The following is a 21476-nucleotide window of genomic DNA, read 5'->3' as shown; positions in this document are numbered from 1 at the left end:
AATCACTCGTCGATATTATTTGCCACGAGTACATGAAACGGCAGCTCGGGTACCGAGCGATGCGCGATATTGTTAAATCCGGCTGCCGCCAGCATGTGGGCATAGGTTTCCAGTGAGTGAACCTCGCCCCGAGCTGTCCAGGCCAACATAAGTATGTCGAACAAATAGGGCGCAGGATCTTCGGCGGGTGACGACTTAGCGGATTTGGTAAATCCGACAATACCCAAACGCCCGCCGGGTTTTAGTACGGACCTCGCGCGTTTTAAAAGTTGCGTCGCGCGTGCTTCGGAAAAGTGATGTAACACATTTGTTACCAAAACCAAGTCGTAGGGGTCGCCCAGGAACGTTTCAAACATGTCGCCCGCGATGCTATGCACTCTATTCGCGACACCCATGCGTGCCGCGTGCTGCAACGCGATGGGCAGTACGCTATCCCAATCCAACGACCATATTTCGGCGCGCTCATAGCGTTGCGCCACGGTGTAGCCGTAGACACCATGTCCGCATGCCATGTCTAGAACCTTCAACTCCTCGCGTGTTCTTGCCCACGGCTCAATCTCGTTGATCAGGATCGCGGCGGTAGGTTCAGCGACTACCGTGGCATAGGAGGCGAAATCCTTCCAGAACTTATAATCGGGTGTCTCCGCGTTTTCTTCCAACACGGTGCCGCCGTAGCGTACCGCCTCCGTAATCCGCTTGAGTGCATCCCACTCCCAGTCGCTGGCAAAGACGTGCACCATGTCACCTGCGTATTTCGGACGGTCGCGCACCAGGAGATCCGCCGTCTCTTTGGAAATCCAGAACCGCTCACCGTCCGTTTCGCAAATCTGTATCGCTGCCAGCGCGTTCAAGAGGATTCTCGTACCTCGGGCATCGGCTCCGATACGCTGGCTAATCAACTCGATGTCGGTAGGACCCTCTGCCAGATGGTCGAAGACTCCCAGTTTGACCCCGGCTCGAAGCAGACTCGTTTGCTTGTAGGCTTGCATCATCTTAAATAGCTCTTGCCGTTGCATCTCAGTACCTCATTAGCTTTCCGTTAGGGCAAGAAAAACTCCCACAGATTTTCATTCTCCGCGAACGAATTGTTGTTTCAGATAGTTGGTTCGGAAGCTGTTCCTTTATTCTTGCGGAAGCTCGCAATTGCGCTCTGCTTCCCACCGGTATATTTCGCGGGCAAGGCGACGATCGGCCAGCGGTTCGACGCATTGGTCCACTTTTGATTTCACGTCCATATATAAAGGATGAGTCCGGAAGTGCTCGATGACGTCTTTCATCGGGCGTTCGGACTCGACATAGTGCACGAAGAGATCGTCTAACACCCAAATGCTGCGCCGCTTCATTCCGGCCAGCCACGGCAAATCGGTCTTGTCGGATTCGGCGAACGCGTTGATGACCTGTTCCTCTGTGCCCGGTTTTAGTCGGAGAATCGCCAGCCCACGGGAGGTTTCAGATGATCTGTTGATCCTTGGTCGTTCGATTTAGGTAATCTTCCATTTGCTGTTCTGACAGACTTGCCGCCGGATCCATCGTGAACTCCTGGATCCACGTCATCAGCGTGCCTTCGGGCGCGGGCTCATAGGTCCATTTGATGCGCATGGACGCAAACGGGAACTTCGGGTCTTCGCGTTCGGCGGTTGCTTGATAATTGTCCTTGTCGATAAAACGGCGCGACTGCCAGGAATATACCTTTCCGTCTTCGTTGGGATGCGTCGTCAGCCGAAAGCGAATCCAGTTTTCGCCGCGTTCCAGAACCGTGGATTCGGCATACTCGCTGAACAAGTCTTTCCAATTTTCAATTTGATTGGTGATCTCGAAAACAACGTCGATCGGCGCGTGTAAGGCAATGCTGTTTTTCGTGTATCCCATGATGATCCTGTTCCTTGCTCTAGGGGTTGTGCGATGACTACAGAATGGCGGTCAGGAACGCGACCATGGCAGCTGCCATGCAGCCAGTTCGTATTCTGTGCCACAGCTTCCATTCGCCGCGAAACGCGCTGGTTTCGGCAGGCGGCGCGGTTTTGTTCCAAGTGTCCATGATTCGATTGATCGGAACGTTCTTCCACCTCGAAATTACAATGGCAGCGAGAATGCAGATCACGGCCAAGCCGAAAAAAATTCGTTTGAAGTTGTCGTTCGTTAAGCCCAGCAACAAAAGCCCTAGGCAAAGAGAACCGGCTGCCACTATAGGCATAAATTTATCCATGCGCGCTGACACGGGGAGATGCACCTGCAAATAGGTGGAACAGGGAATTTCGTCGTAAACCGACACGACCACCAGTGCGAACGCCATCATCGCACCGGCCGCGAGCCCAGTGGCCAAAACGGCGAATAGGTTGAGTACCGGAACTAGCATGCCGTGCCTCCTTTATGTGGCAACTTGAGCGACAGAATCTTGCAGGCAGCACTCCTGAACAAATCCGACAAGTTCGCCGAAGGTCCGAAGAGGGCGCAGTTCGGTATCGCCGATCTGCTTTTGAAGCAGTTTTGATAGGGCGACGGAGATCTCAATCAGCTCCGTTGAGTCCACCTCTAAATCATCCTTAAGCAGTGCTTCGTCACGCAGCTCAGACTCATCGAAACGAAGCGACTTCATCAGATTGACCAGCTCAGCACGGATATTCATCAGGCAATCTCCTTCAGCTATGTTGAGTGACGTGTCGCGCGACTCGATCTTTGCCGCGCAAACTCCAAGCACGACTGCAATCGACAAATTGGCGTCATGGGTGATGCTCGGAAGTAGTCTGGTAATGCCAAGCTGCTCGGCGAACGTACGCGCCTCACGGTATAAACATACTGACGGCTCGCCGTTGGGGTTCGTCAGCACTTCGATATCCGTCCAGGGAATTTTTCCATTTCCACCGCGAAAAACTTTGACGACGGCTTCCTTGACAGCGAATCGACCCGCCAACGTCGCCCAGCGAAAGCCTGATGCATTACGAGCAGTATCGCGTTCCTGCTCGGTAAAGAGCCGATTGATAAATGGTTCCCCCCATCGCATCCCGATCTTTTTGAGTCGTCGCACATCGACCAGGTCGATGCCTATGCCGCAAATGTTGGTCCGTTTCGTCACAGCTGACTCCCTGCCGTCGACAATTTGTTTATCACCATGCAGGCATTCACTCCTCCCATCCCGCGCGAAATCATCAGGCTCGCCGTCCCTTTCACATCCATGCGCCTTTGCTGCACGAAGTCGAGATCTGTGTCCGCCAACGGATGATCGAGATTGGCGATCGGCGGGACTTCGTGGTGGGCCATCGCTTTCAATGCGATGGCGATGTCAGTGGGTGTAGAGGCGCCCAGCAAATGCCCGATAGACGCCTTGGGTACAGTGATAGGAACGTCGGAATGCTGTTCACTAAGAACGTTTCGTATTGCGAGGACTTCGATTTCATCGTCGGCAGGAATTGCCGAACCCTCCGCATAGATCGCCGCTAATTCTTTAACCGCTAACTCGGCCATGGAAAGCGATCGCCGTATCGCCTTGGCCAACACAGTTCCGTCCTGCTTCGTGGTTGCGTGACGCCGATAACCCTCGGTCCCGACGGCCCAGCCGCTGATCTCACCGTAAATAGGTGCACCTCGTTTCAGCGCATGTTCACGCTCTTCGAGCACGAGGAACGCGCTTCCTTCACCAAGGATCGCACCCGAATGCCCCTGGTCAAAAGGGCGGTACGCGGCGTGGGGACGATCATTATAAGAGTGGGCAAGATAACCGCCGTTCTGACAGCACAGCCAGGCGTAAGGGGAAAGCGGCGCCTCGGTGCCGCCGGCCAGCGCGACATCGGCGTGCCCGCGTCGGATCGTTTCGGCGCCGTGGATCACTGCATACGCACCACTTGCCCGATCGGCGACGAAGGTGCGGGCGCGTCCCTTGAGACCATACTCGATACAAATATTTCCTTGCGGCGCGGCGGGAAACCAGGCGGTCGCCTGGTACGGACTGACTTCTCTCGAGCCATTCACCCAAAGTTTACGCAACTCTCGTTCGGCGAACTCCCATCCGCCCAGCACATTACCCACAGATGTGCAGATTCGCTCGCGAGACACGCCGTGGTCGCCGCCGATAACTAAGCGCGAATCTTGAATGGCCGCTTCCACCGCACACATCGCCAAGTGAGTGAAGCGGTCGGTACGTTTGGCAAGTCGCCCAGAGAGGTACTGGAGCGGATCAAAGTCATCGATCTGACCCGCGACGTGACACTCATAGCGCGAGACATCGAAGCGATTGATCCGTTGCGTGCAAGAACTACCGGTCATCACTTGACGCCACAAGGGTTCAATACCAACTCCCGCAGGAGAGATAACACCCATTCCGCTGATCACTACCCGTTTCATTTTTATACTCCCTGATCAGTATGAACTCCGCTTTCGGTTCGCCGCAGTACCATGCCTGCATGTAGCCCCGAGAAACCACTGGCATCCTTTAAGATCACATCTCCATTCCAGTTCCGAGGGCCCTCGGCTACGTAGTCCAGGTCGCAAGCTGGGTCGGCTTCGGAGTAATTGGCGGTGGGAGGAACACGACAGTGCTTGAACGACAACGCGCAGATGGCAATTTCCATGGCGCTTGCGGCGGCGAGTGCGTGGCCCAGCATGGACTTGGCGGAGTTCACCGGGATCCGATAGGCCTGGTCGCCGAGCACCCGTTTCAGCGCACTGGTTTCACAGCTGTCGTTCTGCGGTGTCGAGCTGCCGTGAGAGCTGACATGGTTCACATGACTCGGGTCTATATGACTTTGCCCAAGCGCGACCGACATGGCCCGTGCCAGATCGTCGCCGTCGCTCAGCAGATCAGTCATATGGATGGCATTGCTGGTATTGGCGAAGCCGGTGATTTCGGCGTAGATCGGGGCGCCTCGCCGCCGCGCGTGTTCCAGCTCTTCCAAAATAAAAATGCCGCATCCCTCGCTCAAGACGAACCCATCGCGCTGCTTGTCGTAGGGTCGGGAAGCACTCTGCGGCCGGCTGTTATGCCGTGAAGACATGCAATGGATGATATCGAAGGCAGCGAGCGTGATCGGCGTGATGGGTGCTTCGGTGGCGCCGGTGATCATCACATCGGCATCGCCATATTTTATGGCTTCGAAGGCGTAACCGATCGCATCAAGACCGCCGATGCAACCCGTGGACAACGTGACGCAGGGGCCTTGGAGATCGAGCATGCCGGCCAGCATCATGCTCGGGGTGTTGGACATCGAGGCGAGGTAGAGTCCCGGTCCCACTAGGGCAGGATCAATTCGTTCTTGTCCATAGTTGGTGACCTTGACGAACTCTTGCTCCATTTGCCGCGTGCCACAGATAGCGGTGGAAAGGGCGATGCCCATCCGGTCGGCGTTGTACTGGCCGGGCTCCAAGCCGGCATCATCGACGGCTTGCTGAGCAGCGGCCACGGCAAACTGAATGAAGCGGTCTTGCGCGCAGACCTCGGGCGGGAGGCCAAGCGCTAGAGCGTCGAAGTCTTCCACCTCCACGATGACCTGCGACGAAAACTCGAAGGACCCAAACAACGTAGAGCTCTGCACTTGGGAAAGATGCTTCGCGACAGATCGCTTTTCCATTAGTGCCTGCCAAAATTTCTCTTTTCCGATACCAAGTGGACTAACCACGCCCAATCCTGTGATAGCGACTTTTCGCACCCGACCACCTCTTTAATCAGTCGTGAAACGTTGCTTCCGGAACAGCTACTGCAAGCACGGTATGTCCGTTACCGTTCCTCCTCACACAGGCTTGTATTCTCATCGGTGGAAACGATCTTCACTGGCGACATGGACGTACTCTTTTTGTCGCCTTAATTAGTGGAGTAGGGGCGGGCACATCCAGCGAGGTGACCTCCGCGAATCCAGCACCTTTCAATAGATCGCCGAACTCCGCGACGGTAAACGTCCGTCCATGAGCGGAATTCACCAACATGCTTAGATCCAGCATGAACGGGAAGAGGGCGCTCGATGGGTTGTCCGGAAGAACGATGTCGGCCAGCACAAAAATCCCATCCGGGGAAAGGGCGCGCTCGAGTTTCGAAAATAGCAGCTGACATTTTTCCTTGCCGAGGAACCGACAAAAATGCGCGACGATCGCGACGTCAAACTGTTCGGCTTCCAATGGCAATGTCAGAGCGTCTCCTTCCATCCACGTGTATCGGCGGCTCAGGCCAAGTTCCGCTACTTTCCGTTTTCCTTCCATCGTCACGGCCGGCAAATCGATCGCGGTGACAACGGCGTTTGGATACCGTCGCGCCAACGCGATACTCCATACGCCGCTACCTGCCGCCACATCCAAAATGCGGAGTTCTCTCGTCGTGTCGCTCAAATCAAGGGTCTCGGCCAGCCGGGTAGCGATGGGAAATATCAGTGGGAATACGTCGAGCACTCGCGGCGCGAAGAAGCGCTCCGCCTCGGCAGGCATTCCAAGATCTCGGTAGGGTTCGCCGGTTACCAGTGTCTGATCGAGGTGGAGCCATGCCGGCAGGAAATCCAGCATGGCCATCGTGTCTTTACCCACATAGGTAGATTTTCCTTCCACCAGGAAATGCTCGGCCATCGGGGCTAAGCGGAATACGTCGTCCTCCATTTCGACCAGACCCAAGCGGACGAGGATGACGAGAAATCTTTCCGTGGCATCTGGTATCGTGCCGGCTCTCACCGCAAGTTCCACCGCACTCAATTTCCTACCTGATAGGTGAGTGAAAAACTTCAATCGCACCGCCGCGATCATCACTGCTGTTTTGGAGAAGGAATAGTTCAAATCCAAAATGGCGGACGGGTTCATTTCGATAAATCCTGACCAATCAATGCCGAGATCGGCGATGCAGGCTTACAACGTAACCGTTGCTCGATCGTTTTATGTGCCCCAAGAGCCGGTCAACGAGAGGTTGGTTGTTGTTCTCGATTAAGTCTCGGCACCTCGTAATTTCGAAATTCAGTTAATTGTCGCGGATTTTTCACATGACTCCACAGCAAAAAAACTCAAAATTTTGAGCGAATTTACATTTTATGAACTGATAAGCTAAGGAAAGCCATTGCCGGCGATGGCGGAGGAGACCGGGATGTTTCTTCGAGAGTTCAGGAGGGCTGACGCATGCAGCGCCGCGGTTTTTCGTACGTCGTAATAGACCCATATCCGGTCGTACTAGTGGGAGGATAAGCAACCACCTCTGGTTAAATTAGTTTCGTCTATGACACTGCATCGGTCCGCTGGGATAGCGATAGCGGTGGATTGATAGTCGCCTTCCGGAGCACGCAAGCATGGAACAGTTTGCAACTTCTCGATCTGCATCCAAAAGTGCAACGCCGTCTGAACGGCTCTCTATGCCGGCCGGCCTTTACTGGTTGTTGCGCAACGCTAATAAGGCGCTTCGCGTCCCTACTCAACGCGAGTTATCGGCAGCTTGATAAAACAAACTATATCGATCGCTTTTGTTCGGGAAGCGCTTACCACTGTTTGGCAGAAAGGGCTCTATACCGATGAGTTGCTTCTGCAAGTCGGTATTTCACCGAGTTTATTGGATTTGCCACAATCCCGTATTTCGCCTGGTCAATATAGCTCGCTGTGGCGCGCGATTGCGCTGATGCTGAACGACGAATTTCTGGGGCTGACATCGCGTCCGATGAAAATAGGGGCCTTCTCTATGCTATGCCATAGTGTGATCCATGGGGAAACACTAGAGGCGGGGCTACGGCGAGCCTTACGTTTTTACTCTTTAATATTTGATGATATCGGTGCCACTTTGTCGCACGATGGAAATTGGGTACGCATTGAAATTGCGAACCATGGCCGGCATCTCGGACTTTTTGCGCATTCCGCATTTCTGCAAATTTTGCATGGTTTAGTTAGCTGGCTGATAGGACGTCGCATCGCAATTCTGAAGGCGGAATTCTGTTATGACGAGCCGTCTCATGGTAAAGAATATCGAGCGATATTTTGTCCGAACACATATTTCAATCAGCCGAACACTGCCATTACATTTAGTGCTCGGTATCTCGATATGCCGATCATACAAAACAAAGAGACGCTAAAAGATTTTTTGCGCTACGCGCCCACCAGCTTTCTAATAAAGTTCGAGCAGGGCGATACGTTGTCAGACCGGATTCGTAGACACTTGCATCATACTTACGTGTCGGAATGGCCCGACTTCGATGCCATGGCCAGACAGTTGAACATGACTCCATCTACCTTACGACGTCGACTCGAGGGGCAAGGCCAACCATATCAATCGATCAAAGATGACCTGCGCTTCGATCTTGCCATCATTCTTTTAGATCAACCGGAAAAAAGCGTGACAGACATCGCGATAGGCCTGGGATTTTCCGACACCAGTGCCTTCTACCGGGCATTCAAAAAATGGACCGGTATGTCGCCTACCGAATATCGTAGTGGCCTACTTGATTTGTAATCAACCCGAAGCGCACCGGACGCCTTTCCACGCAATTCTGCAAACATCAGATAGCAAATGCAGATGGGCAGAATTACTTCCAATTATGCAGGGCAACGTGTTGTCGCGCGGCAGCATGCCCTCGCCATCTGATCAACAGCCAGACCACAACCGCTAGGACAACTGGTGGCAGGGCCCATTGCGGCGTTACGAAAGCGGTCGGCGGCGCCGACAAAGCCGCCGGACTCCACCACCTGCCGGAATACTTTCGTGCTGAGAAGGGTATCCATCGGTTCATTGTAAACCGATAGGAAATAATTTAATTCCGGAAGTGATATTTATCTACGTTCGGCCGTCGATCAAGATTCGCCTCATGGAAGCACGACGCGCCGGCACGACGATAGTCGGCGAGCTTCTCCCAGAAACCAGATTTCGATAGGAGATAGTCATGATCGTCGTAACCGGAGCAAATGGAAACCTCGGCCGTGCCATCGTCGCCGAACTGAGCAAGATACTGCCGGCGGGCGAATCGCTGGCCGGCAGCGTGCGCGACCGCGCCAAGGCCGCGGCGTACCAGGCGCACGGCATCGACGTGCGCCTGGGCGATTTCAGCGACAAGAACTCGATGATCAAGGCCTTCGCCGGCGCCCGATAATACCTTGCGCGACGCTTCTCCGCAGACTTCTGCACACTAATCTCCCAGGAGGCACAGCATGAATCCCTCAAAGAGTTTCTCGCGTCGAGAAATGCTTGAAATGGCGGCTGCCCTCGGTTGTCTCGCCGTTACCCTGCCACTCAACTCGGTTCTTGCACAGGAGGGAATACATCCGGTCACTCCCGGACAGATCATGGGACCTTTTTATCCCGTCATCCGACCACTAGACCATGACATGGATTTGACAGTCATCAAGGGTAAGCGCGGGCATGCTCAGGGCAAGGTGGTTCATCTTACCGGCAGGATCTTGAATAGCCGTGGGGAACCAGTGAGAGCGGCCAAAGTTGAAGTTTGGCAGGCTAATACCCATGGCCGCTATGCCCATCCCACGGACGTTAACCCGGCCCCGTTGGATCCAAACTTTCAGGGCTTCGGCGTCCAGATCACCGATCGCGAAGGGCGCTTCCGGTTTAAGACGATCAAGCCCGGCGCGTATCCAATCAATCCGATGAACCCGAGCAACATGCGCCCGCCGCATATCCATTTCGACGTGATCGGAGCGAAAGATCGCCTCGTGACGCAGATGTATTTCCCGGACGAACCGCTGAATGAGAGCGACATTCTGTTCAAAGCATTGGGTTCTGAGAAGGACGCGGCGATTGCTAAGGTTTTACCGCTAACCAAAGAGCTGGAGTCTGATTCGCTTCTCATTAACTGGGACGTTGTCCTCAAGACGGGTTAAACGCAGCCCAAAAAAGCAAATGAATGAAGGAGATCGCAATGAAAGTAACAACGAACGGAATTAATCTGAATGTCCGAGCCGCTGGCAGCGGCGACAAAGTGTTGGTCTTTCTGCATTTCTGGGGCGCATCGTCCCGCGAATGGTCGGGCGTGACCGAGGGCCTGTCCGGCAAGTACCGCTGCATCGCGATCGATGCTCGCGGAAGCGGTGATTCCGATGCGCCGAGCACCGGCTATGCAATTAAAGATTTGGCAGACGACGTGCAAGGCGTGATCGCCGCATTGAAGCTGAAAAGCTACGTGCTCGTGGGGCACTCAATGGGCGGGAAGACCGCGCAGGCGCTGGCAGCACGCCGACCCGAAGGTCTGAGGGGCGTGGCACTGGTGGCCTCGTCGCTCGCCGGCCCCTTGCAGATCGGTCAAGAGCAGCGGGAGCAAATGAAGCGGGCCTACTCCAGTCAAGACTCGATCAACTTCGTGATCGACAATGTCCTGACGGGCAGTCCGATCTCGAAGAAGGATCGCGAAAACTTCGTCACCGACGCACTTCGGCTCTCTCCAGGCATGCGTGAGGGCTGGATTGAAGTGGGTACCCGAGACGACTTCTCCAAGGAAGTTGCGAACATCAATGTTCCCGTGGCGGTGATCGCGGGCGAAATCGACAAAGTCGATCCGTTGGAAGTCGTCAAATCCCACGTTCTTCCTTCCTTCAAAGACCCGGAAGTTCACGTCTTGAAGAACAAGGGGCACCTTCTGCCGATGGAAGCTCCGATCGAAGTCGCAGAAATCCTCGGCCGCTTCGCGGCCAAGTTGCTCGCCTAAGAGGGCGCGACCGGATGAACGTCACTTCGGCCGTTTCGACTGGAAGCAAAATTTTCTGATCCACAACTACTTGTCGGAGGCACTCATGCAAGCGCGTACCACAGATCTTCATTCCATGAATCACCTTCGCGAAGCGACAACTCGGCCTGCCGTGCAGCCGTTCCACGTCGGTATCGTCATCGGTCCGGGCTTCATCCCGATGGACATGGTGGGAATCCAGACGGTGTACGGCTTGATGCCCGGTGCGCAGATCCATCTGATCTGGAAGAACACCGAACTCGTCGAGGGCTTTCCCTCCTGGTGGACCCGGCCGACGACCACCTTCGCGCAGTGCCCGGACTTGGATGTTATCTCGGTGCCGATGATGATGGCGCCCGAAGCCCAGACCGACCCGGAGCTCGTGGCGTTCGTCGCCGAGAAGGCGAGCAAGGCGAAGTATGTGATCGGCATCTGCAATGGGGTGGTGACGTTGGGCGCCGCGGGGCTGCTCAAGGGGCGCCGCGCGACGATCAGCCTGAACTCCTTGGAAATGCTGCCCGAGCTCGGGGTGAAAGAGGTCGTGCCGAGCGGCTCAGTCGTTGTCGACGGGAATCTGTACACGGCCGGTCCCGGCTGCGGCAGCTTCGAAGCGGCGCTGCTCGCCGCCGCGGCTGCCTTTGGTCGTCCGATGGCTGAGTTGGCAGAGCTGATCATCGAATACAATCCGAAGGCGCCGTTCGGTAAGGGCACGGTGGAAACGGCCGCTCCGGAGCACGTCGCAGCGTTCACGAGCATGATGCGTCCCCTGATCGCCAAGTACCGCGCCGGCGCGGTGGCGGCTTATGAACAGCGGCAACAGGAGAACAGGTAATGTCACAAGCCATCAGTGTGGTGATGCCGGTGTACGACGGCGTAACCCAACTGGACTTTACCGGCCCGCACCAGTTTCTTTCGCGCACGCCCAACTTGAATGTTCGAGTGGCGTCGCTGGGCGGCAAATCAATCACGGCGGACCGGCTCACCTTTGCAGACTTGAAGGACCTCGCCGCCATCGAGTCCTGCGACGTTCTGCTCGTGCCAGGTGGCGGCGGGTGCATCGACGCCATCGAGAACGAGCGCTATCTCGAGGAAGTTATCCGGCTTGGAGCGACGGCGCGCTATCTGACCTCGGTCTGCTCAGGCTCTCTCATCCTCGGTGCTGCCGGTTTTCTTAGCGGTCGCCGTGCGGCCTGCCATTGGGCATGGCGGGAATTGCTTCCAATCTTCGGCGCTATTGTCGACGAGGGCCGCATCGTGAGAGATGGCAACATCCTCTCCGGTGGCGGCGTCACGGCCGGTATCGACTTCGTTCTGGCCCTCATTGCCGAGCTGAGCGGCCAGCACGTGGCGGAAATGGTCCAGCTTGGTTTGGAGTACGCGCCTCAACCACCTTTCAACTCGGGACGTCCGGACACAGCGCCGGCAGAGATATTGGAAGCGGTGAACGCCCGCACGGCGGCGAACCGTGTTCAACGACGTATGCGCCTTGAAGCCTGGACTGCCGCGCGTCATACCTGAGTCCCGCAGGGAGCGAGATAGGAGTGGAAGCACCAACTCACAGGAACCGTTAATTCATGGAGGAAAAATATGAACTCGCTATACCACCGCTCGAAACGTTACATCGCCTTTGCAATGTGGGTCGCTTCGTTGGCATTGGCAGATATATCGTCGGCACTGGCCAGCCAGGCGTCACCCGAACTGCCATCGACTTGGATAACAAAAGATATCGTCTTTGCAAAGCACGACATGGTAGTCGCCGCCCATCCACTTGCGGTGGAGGCTGGGCAAAAAACTCTTAGTCAGGGTGGCAGCGCAATCGATGCTGCCATTGCCGTGCAAATGGTATTGAATCTTGTCGAACCGCAATCCTCCGGCATCGGCGGCGGCGCTTTTCTGCTGCACTACCAGAGCAAGCGCAAACATCTCGATACGTACGATGGACGCGAAACCGCGCCGATGGCGGCGACGCCTGATCTCTTCATCGGTCCCGACGGTCAACCGCTACCGTTTTCGACAGCGGTCATTGGCGGCCGCTCCGTCGGTACACCCGGTCTGTTGCGGCTACTCGAAGACGCACACCGAGAACACGGTCGGCTGCCATGGGCAGCACTGTTCAAGCCGGCGATCAAACTCGCGCGAAACGGTTTCCCCATCTCTCCTCGTCTGGCGACCGCGTTAGCCGGCGCGGCGGCGATTTGCCAAGAGACACCGGCAAAGGACTACTTTTGTAATTCCGATGGAACACCGAAAACGGCGGGAACGGTACTACGCAATCCGGAGTTCGCGCAGACGCTCGTCGAAATCGCCGCGGGTGGTGCCAAGCGTTTCTATCAGCCGCCGATTGCGCAAGACATCGTCAACACCGTTCGCAATCATCCAACCAATCCCGGCTTATTGACGTTGGCCGATTTGGCGCAATACCGCGCGAAAAAACGGACGGCGGTATGCGGCAGCTATCGCAACACCTGGGAAATTTGCGGTATGAATATGCCAAGCTCCGGTGGCGCGACCGTGCTGCAAACCCTAGGTATTCTGGAGCACTTCGACGTCGGCGCGCTGCCGCCGGAGACGGCGCCGGCGGTGCACTTGATTAGCGAAGCCTATCGTTTGGCCTATGCCGACCGCGCCAAATATATGGCCGACAGCGACTTTGTCGTCGTTCCGGTCGAGGGTCTTCTTAACAAAGATTATCTGCAACGTCGTGCTGCATTGATCGATCTCAACAAGTCGATGGGTGTACCGGAGCCTGGTGTGCCGCCAGGCGCGATGGCAAAAAATGGTCTCGACAACTCTCGTTCGCTGCCTTCCACCAGCCACGTGTCGATCATCGACCGGCACGGTAATGTCGTTTCGATGACAACGTCCATTGAAAGCGCCTTCGGCAGTCATCAATTCGTGCGCGGATTCTTGCTCAATAATCAGTTAACCGATTTTTCGTTTACGTCCGTCGACAGCTCGGGCAACCCGATCGTTAATCGCGTTGAGCCGGGAAAGCGTCCACGCAGCTCGATGGCGCCGACGATCGTGTTCGACCGGGCGGGCAACGTTCGCATGGTCATCGGCTCTCCGGGAGGTAGTAACATTATCCAGTACGTCACCAAGACAATTATCGGTGTACTCGATTGGAACCTCGATATTCAACAGGCGATCAATCTCGGAAATTTCGGCGCGCAGACGACAGCGACAACCGTGCTGGAACAGGATAGCCCGGTCGCAACTCTAGTAGCGGAGCTTCAAGCACTCGGGCATACGGTTTCGGTGACCCAACAGAATAGCGGCCTGCACGGAATTACCGTGCAAAACGATCACAGCGGTTGCGTCGGGCGGCTCGCCGGCGGCGCCGATCCGCGTCGCGAGGGCGTTGCCAAAGGCGATTCCCAACTATTGACGATCAAATCGAACACTTCCGTTCAACAGTGTGATTAACGTCTGACTGCACGGCCAACCGTGAATGTCCACCGTATGAGTGGAAGCACTGGTTGAAGTGAATCACGCTGATGGCACCCGCTCGAATCTTCCAGTCAAAGGGTGTTCCTTATTCACCTTCGTGCATTGCGCCGCAACACTTGCGGCGGTTGTCCGAAGGTGCGTAAGAACGCGCGGCGCATGCGGTCACGGTCGGCGAAGCCGGTTTGTCGTGCCACGGTATCGATCGAGTGACGACCTTGCTCCATCATCAGTCGCGCGGCTTCGACACGAAGATTCTCGATCGCCTTCGCGGGCGACTGTCCGGTCTCGGCGCGAAAGATGCGGCTGAACTGCCGTGGACTCAGACTTGCCGCCTGCGCGAGATCTTCGATCGAAAGGCGCGCGTTGAGATGTTGCTGCGCGTACGTCAACGTTTGCTGAATGCGATCGGACTTGGGCGCCAATTCCAACAGCACTGAGAACTGCGACTGTCCGCCGGCGCGCCGGTGATACATGACGAGTTTTTTCGCCGTGGCACGTGCTACGTCGGCCCCTAAGTCATCCTCGACCAACGCGAGCCCAAGATCGAGGCCGGCGGTCATGCCGGCCGATGTCCAGATAGCACCATCTTTAGTAAAGATACGGTCGGCATCGACTTTGATGTCGGGAAAGCGAGTCTGCAGCTCGGACGCGTAGAGCCAATGGGTGGTGGCTTTCTTGCGCGCCAGCAAACCCGCTTCCGCTAACACGAAGGCGCCGACACAGATCGACGCTATGCGGCGAGTGCGGCGCGCCGCTTTGCGCAAGAAATGTCGTATGCCTTCCGATGACGGCCGCACATCGCTCGCGCCCTCAACCATGAGCGTGTCGAAGTGTGTATTGTCCAACGCTTGCGTGTGGACAGACACACCAACGGATGTCCGAATCGCACCGCCTTTCTCGGAAACAAAGCGCACGTCATAGGTCGGCTTACCGGCCACCAAGTTAGCAACTTCGAAAACGGTCGCGACAGCAAAGCCCATCACCGAATAACCAGGAATAACAACAAATCCGACACGCATAACGGCAACCTCGTCAATGAATACAGGATGTCCTAAAAAGACGTTTATATGTCATTTAAGCCGTTATGGCTAGCACCTAAGCTTCCGCCCGTGTTGATCACTGCTCATAGCGAATGAAAACGTCTAACGATACTTATCGAGCAATTGAAATTACGTCCCCTGGCAAGCTACAGCTCGTCACTCGCCCAATCCGTGAACCAGGACCGGAGCAAGTGCGTCTCAAAGTAGAAGCGGCTGGAATATGTCACTCGGACGCAATGGCCATCGAGGGACATTGGCCAGGCCTGCAATTTCCACGCGTTCCCGGACAAGAAATTGCGGGACGAATTGAGGCCGTCGGAGCAGGGGTCGCAAAATGGAAAGTGGGTCAGCGAGTCGGCGTTGGTTGGTATGGCGGCGAATGCCGGGAATGTGAGCCCTGCCGGCGCGGCGACTTTGTCAATTGTCAGAATCCAATTATTCCGGGTTTTACGATCGATGGCGGCTATGCCGAACAAGCCATCGTGGAAGCAAGAGCATTGGCAAGTATTCCCGATGATATCACCGCGGAAGAAGCGGCTCCGCTCTTATGCGCCGGCGTGACGACCTACAACGCCCTCAGAAACGCAAAGCTTCGGCCCGGCGATCTGGTGGCAGTGCAGGGAATCGGCGGCCTGGGCCACTTAGGTATTCAGTTTGCGAACCGAATGGGGTTTACGACGGTGGCCATTGCCCGAGGCAAGGAAAAGGAAGCGCTTGCACGGAAGCTTGGCGCTCATCATTACATCGATAGTGTTGCAGAGGACGCGGCCAAGGCACTTCAAAAACTGGGCGGCGCCAACGCCATCCTAGCCACCGCGGCGAGTGGAAAATCGATGGGCCCCTTGCTTCCTGGGCTCAAGGCGCGCGGAAAGCTAATTGTCGTCGGCGCTGCGCCTGATCCAATCGAAGTTTCCATTCCTCAACTCATCTTAGGTTCAAAGACCATTCAGGGTGAAGTCGTCGGTACCGCGATCGATATTGAAGACACGCTCGTCTTCAGTCATCGGCAGCATGTCCACTCGATGAATGAAGTGGTCACGTTGGAAGAAGCGCCATCGGCTTACGCCAAGATGATGAAAAACGAAGCTCGATTGATGACGGCATTGCAGCAGATCGCCAAGTAGGAAACTAGAAACACCAGCAACGACATTGCATTGGAGGAAATTATGGACCTTACATTATCGCAATCAGAATCGTTGCTCAGCAGAGCAAAAGCTAAGGCGCTTGAAATCGGTATTCCGATGAACATCGCCGTTCTTGATACGGCCGGCCACTTAAAAGCGTTTCTTAGAATGGACAACGCATTTCTTGGCTCTATCGACATCGCCATTAAGAAAGCCAAAACATCGATGCTTTTTCAGATGAACTCGGAAAAAGTATGGGAATTCCTGCGCCCTGAAGTTGGAGCCTACGGAATGGAGTCTTCAAGTGGAGGACTGATGGGTTTCGCCGGAGGAATGCCAATCAAAGCGGGAGACCAGATCGTAGGATACATCGGTGTATCCGGAGGCCCGATTGATAAGGATTTTGCCGTCGCATCCTCTGCTTCCAATATTAACTAAACAATTTTTGAAAGGGAATTTTATGTCGACGTACAAAACAATTCTAATTACGGGTGCCGGATCAGGTTTTGGCGAAGGAACGGCGATCGGACTTGCGCAGGCAGGATACCAGGTCATTGCCGGTGTTCAAATCGCGCCCCAAGTGACGGCTTTGCGCAAGAAAGCAACGGAACTAGGGCTCGACGGCAAACTCCGGGTCGAAAAACTGGACATCCTCGATGAGTATGACGTCAATCACGCTCTGACATGGAATGTGGATGTTTTGTTCAACAATGCTGGCTACGGTGAATCGGGGCCGATGTTTGAAATCCCGGTGGAGTTGCTCCGGAAAAACTTTGAAACAAACGTCTTCGCACCGTTAGCTCTCACCCAAAAATTTGTCGCCAAATTTATCAAGGAGAAGAAAAAGGCGAAGATAGTCTTTACCTCTTCAATGGGAGGCCTTGTCGCTCCTGTCGGACTTGCGCCTTATTGTTCGACCAAATTTGCTCTGGAAGGCGTGACCGAGGCATTGAGCAATGAGCTCGCGCCTTACGGCATCAAAGTTCAAACCATTAACCCGGGCGGATATTTTACTGGGTTCAATGAACGTGTTGGTGAAACTGCTTATCGTTGGCTCGATGACGCAAAAAATTTCACCAAACGCGCAGATCTCGCTGCTCAGTTAAATCTCTTGATCGGCAATGATTCTGGGCGCCTTGATCCGAAAGAAATGATCGCTGCCATGATCAAGATTGTGCCCTCAGATGAGGGCAAATACAGAAATGTGGCCCCCAAATTCATTGAGGATTTCTTGAGAGATCATCAACAAAAAACTTGGGAACGCACGATTTAACTTTCTTCGGCGTAGCGAAGGCAAGGAGACAAATTTATGTCAACGATGACCATCTCACTGACAGGAATGAAAGCCAGGGTGGCACTAACAAATCCGAACGCGGATCAAGCAATTAGAAAGCAAACTCCCTCATTTAGTTTTCTGCCTCTTTACCTGATGGCGATCGGCACGTTTGCGGTGGGCACCGAGGGTTTTATGATCGCCCCGATCCTACCAAGCGTGGCGGATGACCTGTCGGTGCCCCTAGTCGCAGCGGGCCAGTTGGTGACGATCTTTGCGTTGACCTACGCAATCAGCTCCCCCGTGCTCACGGCTCTCACAGGAAGTCTAAATCGTCGTAGCTTTCTGATAGGAGCAATGGGTCTTTTCGCGCTGGGCAATCTCATTGCGGCCGTGGTGCCCAACTTCATTTCTCTCATTTTTGCCAGAGTTTTTCTTGCCATGGCCGCCGGCCTCTACGTTCCTAATTCGAATGCCGTCGCAAGCATTATGGCGCCTCCGGAAAAACGCGGTCGAGCACTTGCCATCATCAATGGTGGACTAACGGTTGCCATTGTCCTTGGCGTTCCGCTCGGAGCATTTATAGGAAATCATTTGAGCTGGCGAGCGACATTTGGATTTGTCGCATTGCTCGCAGCCATCGCTGTAGTTGGCCTGATGTTGGGTTTACCCAAAGATGCTGGAGCGAATGCGAAAGTAACAACGCTTCGCGAGCGCTTTGCGGTCATTCAGCAGTACAACGTCTTTCCCTCGCTTCTGGTCACTCTACTTTGGGCCGTCGGTGCGTATACCGTTTATACCTATATCGCGCCGGTCACCACTTTGATTACCGGTTGGGCCGGAACCGAAATTGGATATGTCTTATTCCTCTGGGGCGGTTTTGCATTTCTAGGATTGTTGATTGGAGGTGCATTAAGCGATCGACTCGGTGTTCACCGAGTGATCGATTGGGGTATTCCGGCTTTGGGTATATCTCTCGCGGCATTGACTTTGATCTCGCATATCCATGCGGCACTTATCGCAATCCCTCTGTTCCTTTTGACGATGGTGACGTGGGCATTCATGCACTGGGGCGCCTTCCCCGCGCAGCAAGCTCGCCTTATCAATATCGCCGGTGAAAAGCACGCATCAGTCGTTTTATCCCTGAATGCCTCGTTCATGTATCTGGGATTTGCGCTAGGCGCTCTGCTGGGAACTTTTGTGCTCGTTCACAGTGAGGTAGCCAATCTCGGGATTGCGGGGGCACTTGCCGTTGCGGTGTCAGTCGCGTTCTATCTCTTTACAAAGCGTCGTGAAAGATCACGAGCAAGCGGCGGAAGCCGAAGCGAAGTAACCACGCGAGCGATCTCAACATGTGAGCAGCGCGAGCGTGAGGACCGTCGCACACCCGTCACGGATGCTGGTGCCACTGACGCAATCGTTTTGCCGGAGCGATCGAGTCGTGATCGCTGGTCTTGAAACTCGATTTCGATGGAGAGACCCGATGACCGCACTCAAAACTCCAACCACACTGCCGACGGATCGCAGAAGACTGCTCATCGGCCTGCGTAACGCAGCGCTGCTTGCAAGCGCCGCTGTCGTGAGCGGCACCGCAATCGCTCAACCTGCCGAAAACGCGACCAACCAGAGGACAAGGAACATGCCGGGGACAATGAATCTCAACGCCGTCCGCATCATCGATGTCGACGACCTGAAACTCCGTTACCTGCGCAGCGACGGTGAAGGGGGCATTCCGGTGCTGCTCACCAGTCCCTGGCCCGAAAGTCTGTTCGCGTATCAGCGAATCTGGCCGTCGCTGAGCGCTGAGGCGTCGCTGATTGCGTTGGATCTGCCAGGGTTCGGACACTCGGAGGGGCGACCGGATCTCATGTCTCCGAAAACGATGGGCGCCTTCCTGCCGAAGATTCTGGTTGCTCTCGGCGTCGGCCCGGTGCACGCCGTTGGACCGGACGTGGGGACATCAGCACTTCTGTTCGCCGCTAGCAGGCATCCGGATCTGTTCGAGAGTCTGGTGGTCGGCAGCGGCGCCACCGACGCTTCGCTGACGACGGGTGGCCTCAGAAACATTATCGACGCTCCATCGACCAAAGCCTTCGAAGGCGGCAGTGGCGAGGACTTCGCTGCAGGTTCTATCAACCGGATGATGAAGAGCAGGCCCGATCCAGAGATGCTCAAGGACTATCAGGCCGGTTCAGCGGGCCGGCGCTTCATCGAAGCGATGGCTTATGTGCGGGCGTATCCTCGTGATCTCGCCGAACTGCATGCGCTTCTTCCTAATGTTCGCACGCCGGTTCTTAGCATCTGGGGAACGCACGATCCGATCGTTCCCCCGTCCAACGCCGACGTACTCGACAGGAAGCTGCCGAGGACCCGGTCCGTCCTGCTCGATAGCGGTCACTTCGTCTGGGAAGACCAAGCCGAGCAATATGCGGCGGCGGTCCTGGACTGGATCCGGGGCGGCTATCGGGCTCCCTGAGCGGCGCCCCCGGCAAATGAAATTTCATTCTCAATTATTTTTATAATCCAACAGGAGATACCGTGAAGCTCAATAAAACTATTGTTCATCTACTTGCGACAATCGGTTTGGTCGCTTGCGCAACCGTGAGTACAGCGCAGGCCGCGGCGCCAATGCATCCGAAGCAGGTGCCCGGTTACTACCGGATGATGCTCGGCGCATTTGAGATCACCGCGCTGCACGACGGTGGTATCGGTATCGATTCGGCGTTGATGCGGGGCAATCAGGCGGAAATTCAATCCACGCTAGCGCGCGCCCTTATCATGAATTCCAAGGAGGTTCCGGGATCGGTGGTGGGCTTTCTGGTTAACACGGGTTCCAAGCTGGTCCTCATCGACGCTGGCGCGGGCGGGCATTGGGGCGGGCCGGCGTTGGGCAGACTGGTGAGCAACCTGAAGGCGGCGGGTTACCGTCCCGATCAAGTGGATCTTGTTCTCGTGACTCATCTGCATGCCGACCATGTTGGCGGCATCTACGACAGCAAGGGCAATCGCGTTTTCAAAAACGCCGAGATCATGATGAAGCGGGCGGACAGCAACTATTGGTTGTCGAAGGAAGCGGCTGCCATGGCTCCGGAAGCAGCGCAAATCTTTTTCACGGTCGCCCGTGACGCCGCCAAGCCCTATCTTGCCGCGGGAAAATGGAAGCCGTTCGAGGGAACGCCGGAGATCGTGCCGGGGATTCGTCCGAAAGAAATTGCCGGTCACACCCCGGGACATGTCGGGTATGAAGTCGAATCGCAAGGTCAGAAACTACTTATTTGGGGCGACGTGGTGCATATGGCTGCCGTGCAGATGCCGCATCCCGAAGTCGGCATTGTTTTCGACGTTGACGGTCCGACGGCAATTAAATCGCGCGCCGCGCTGTTTGCCGAGCTAGCGGAAGAGAAGACGTTGGTCGGCGGGGCGCATATACCGTTCCCGTCGCTGGGTCGTCTGCGAAAGGAAGAGACGGGCTACACCTGGCTGCCAGTTACGTTCATGAACCTCAAGTAATCGACGAAATGCCGAGGATGCGCAACGGCATCCTCGCGCTTCTTTTTTGTGAGAGAACGAGATGAGGCCGCAATTGAATCAACCTGGCGAGACATGGATTTCGGTAGTGAGAAAAATTGGCACGCCTGATTTTCAAACCGTGTTTGCCCCTGATGTGGAGCTTAATGCCTCCACGCTAAATTACTCCCTAATCGGCCCATCAGAGATCGGCTTCTTTTTTTCCGCCACGAGCAAAATGTATGAAAGTCTCGAGTTTACCGACGAAGTTAGATCCAATAACAAAATCTACTTAGAGTGGCAGGGCGTGTTTCACGGGCAAGTAGTGAAGGGGGTTACAATCTTGTCCCGGAATGAAATCGGCAAGATCAATAGCATAAAGTTGTTTCACAGCCCACGCATGGTCTTGCAAGCTTTCTCTCTTGAGCTTCGGGAGCGATTAACGGGTATCTTGGATAGTAAACATTTTGACTAG

Annotated in this window: 23 protein-coding genes; 14 read left to right on the top strand and 9 right to left on the bottom strand. The window is 55.3% G+C overall.

The features are described from left to right. Positions 1-2: 2 nt before the first annotated feature. The 8 genes from HY308_08935 to HY308_08900 form a co-directional block, all read right to left on the bottom strand. A complete protein-coding gene (locus tag HY308_08935; protein ID MBI3898408.1) occupies positions 3-1016 on the bottom strand; it encodes a class I SAM-dependent methyltransferase in 1014 nt (337 codons plus the stop codon). A 105-nt stretch (positions 1017-1121) separates the two neighbouring features. Then, positions 1122-1481 (bottom strand): TcmI family type II polyketide cyclase, encoded by a 360-nt coding sequence (locus HY308_08930; protein ID MBI3898407.1) that lies wholly within the window; start codon positions 1479-1481, stop codon positions 1122-1124. Continuing rightward, entirely contained in the window at positions 1450-1869 is a 420-nt protein-coding gene (locus HY308_08925) for an SRPBCC family protein (protein MBI3898406.1), read from the bottom strand. Before HY308_08925 ends, HY308_08930 begins: the two co-directional genes overlap by 32 nt. A gap of 37 nt (positions 1870-1906) precedes the next feature. After that, a complete protein-coding gene (locus tag HY308_08920) occupies positions 1907-2356 on the bottom strand; it encodes a DUF1772 domain-containing protein (GenBank protein ID MBI3898405.1) in 450 nt (149 codons plus the stop codon). Positions 2357-2368: 12 nt separating this feature from the next. Next, on the bottom strand, positions 2369-3073 hold the full coding sequence (gene acpS, locus HY308_08915; GenBank protein MBI3898404.1) for a holo-ACP synthase: 705 nt from the start codon (positions 3071-3073) through the stop codon (positions 2369-2371). Beyond that, positions 3070-4338: a beta-ketoacyl-[acyl-carrier-protein] synthase family protein gene (locus tag HY308_08910; GenBank protein MBI3898403.1), complete on the bottom strand. Its 1269-nt coding sequence runs from the start codon at positions 4336-4338 to the stop codon at positions 3070-3072. The genes acpS and HY308_08910 overlap by 4 nt, the downstream gene beginning before the upstream one ends. 2 nt (positions 4339-4340) lie before the next feature. Continuing rightward, positions 4341-5639 carry a beta-ketoacyl-[acyl-carrier-protein] synthase family protein gene (locus HY308_08905; GenBank protein ID MBI3898402.1) on the bottom strand — a complete coding sequence of 433 codons (1299 nt, stop codon included), beginning with the start codon at positions 5637-5639 and terminating at the stop codon, positions 4341-4343. Positions 5640-5757: 118 nt separating this feature from the next. Next, positions 5758-6768: a methyltransferase domain-containing protein gene (locus tag HY308_08900; protein ID MBI3898401.1), complete on the bottom strand. Its 1011-nt coding sequence runs from the start codon at positions 6766-6768 to the stop codon at positions 5758-5760. 619 nt (positions 6769-7387) lie between these two features. On the opposite strand from HY308_08900, the gene HY308_08895 reads away from it, so the two are divergent. The 7 genes from HY308_08895 (at position 7388) to ggt (ending at position 14033) form a co-directional block, all read left to right on the top strand. Continuing rightward, positions 7388-8392, top strand: a complete 1005-nt coding sequence (locus tag HY308_08895; GenBank protein MBI3898400.1) for an AraC family transcriptional regulator — start codon at positions 7388-7390, stop codon at positions 8390-8392. 427 nt (positions 8393-8819) lie between these two features. Then, entirely contained in the window at positions 8820-9026 is a 207-nt protein-coding gene (locus tag HY308_08890) for a hypothetical protein (protein ID MBI3898399.1), read from the top strand. Positions 9027-9084: 58 nt separating this feature from the next. Continuing rightward, a complete protein-coding gene (locus tag HY308_08885; protein ID MBI3898398.1) occupies positions 9085-9768 on the top strand; it encodes a protocatechuate 3,4-dioxygenase in 684 nt (227 codons plus the stop codon). 38 nt (positions 9769-9806) lie between these two features. Then, positions 9807-10589: an alpha/beta hydrolase gene (locus tag HY308_08880; GenBank protein ID MBI3898397.1), complete on the top strand. Its 783-nt coding sequence runs from the start codon at positions 9807-9809 to the stop codon at positions 10587-10589. 85 nt (positions 10590-10674) lie between these two features. Then, entirely contained in the window at positions 10675-11439 is a 765-nt protein-coding gene (locus tag HY308_08875; protein ID MBI3898396.1) for a DJ-1/PfpI family protein, read from the top strand. After that, positions 11439-12125 carry a DJ-1/PfpI family protein gene (locus tag HY308_08870; GenBank protein MBI3898395.1) on the top strand — a complete coding sequence of 229 codons (687 nt, stop codon included), beginning with the start codon at positions 11439-11441 and terminating at the stop codon, positions 12123-12125. The genes HY308_08875 and HY308_08870 overlap by 1 nt, the downstream gene beginning before the upstream one ends. Before the next feature lie 69 nt (positions 12126-12194). Beyond that, positions 12195-14033, top strand: a complete 1839-nt coding sequence (gene ggt / locus HY308_08865) for a gamma-glutamyltransferase (GenBank protein MBI3898394.1) — start codon at positions 12195-12197, stop codon at positions 14031-14033. Positions 14034-14146: 113 nt separating this feature from the next. Here the strand turns inward: ggt and HY308_08860 are convergent, their stop codons facing one another. Further along, on the bottom strand, positions 14147-15076 hold the full coding sequence (locus HY308_08860) for a GlxA family transcriptional regulator (protein MBI3898393.1): 930 nt from the start codon (positions 15074-15076) through the stop codon (positions 14147-14149). A gap of 113 nt (positions 15077-15189) precedes the next feature. On the opposite strand from HY308_08860, the gene HY308_08855 reads away from it, so the two are divergent. The 7 genes from HY308_08855 (at position 15190) to HY308_08825 (ending at position 21476) form a co-directional block, all read left to right on the top strand. Continuing rightward, positions 15190-16221, top strand: a complete 1032-nt coding sequence (locus HY308_08855) for an alcohol dehydrogenase catalytic domain-containing protein (GenBank protein MBI3898392.1) — start codon at positions 15190-15192, stop codon at positions 16219-16221. A gap of 42 nt (positions 16222-16263) precedes the next feature. Further along, the gene (locus HY308_08850; protein ID MBI3898391.1) at positions 16264-16659 is read left to right on the top strand and encodes a heme-binding protein; all 396 of its coding nucleotides are present in this window, start codon (positions 16264-16266) and stop codon (positions 16657-16659) included. Between the two features lie 22 nt (positions 16660-16681). Further along, the gene (locus HY308_08845) at positions 16682-17494 is read left to right on the top strand and encodes an SDR family oxidoreductase (GenBank protein MBI3898390.1); all 813 of its coding nucleotides are present in this window, start codon (positions 16682-16684) and stop codon (positions 17492-17494) included. A 66-nt stretch (positions 17495-17560) separates the two neighbouring features. Further along, positions 17561-18952, top strand: a complete 1392-nt coding sequence (locus HY308_08840) for an MFS transporter (protein ID MBI3898389.1) — start codon at positions 17561-17563, stop codon at positions 18950-18952. A 181-nt stretch (positions 18953-19133) separates the two neighbouring features. Continuing rightward, positions 19134-19970: an alpha/beta hydrolase gene (locus HY308_08835; protein ID MBI3898388.1), complete on the top strand. Its 837-nt coding sequence runs from the start codon at positions 19134-19136 to the stop codon at positions 19968-19970. 152 nt (positions 19971-20122) lie between these two features. After that, positions 20123-21004: an MBL fold metallo-hydrolase gene (locus HY308_08830; GenBank protein ID MBI3898387.1), complete on the top strand. Its 882-nt coding sequence runs from the start codon at positions 20123-20125 to the stop codon at positions 21002-21004. Between the two features lie 61 nt (positions 21005-21065). Next, complete coding sequence (locus HY308_08825) at positions 21066-21476, top strand: hypothetical protein (protein ID MBI3898386.1); 411 nt, start codon at positions 21066-21068, stop codon at positions 21474-21476.

The sequence above is a fragment of the Gammaproteobacteria bacterium genome, assembly GCA_016199745.1.
In the GTDB taxonomy this organism is placed as follows: Bacteria; Pseudomonadota; Gammaproteobacteria; order Acidiferrobacterales; family Sulfurifustaceae; genus JACQFZ01.
This window is presented reverse-complemented; position numbering and strand designations above follow the sequence as displayed.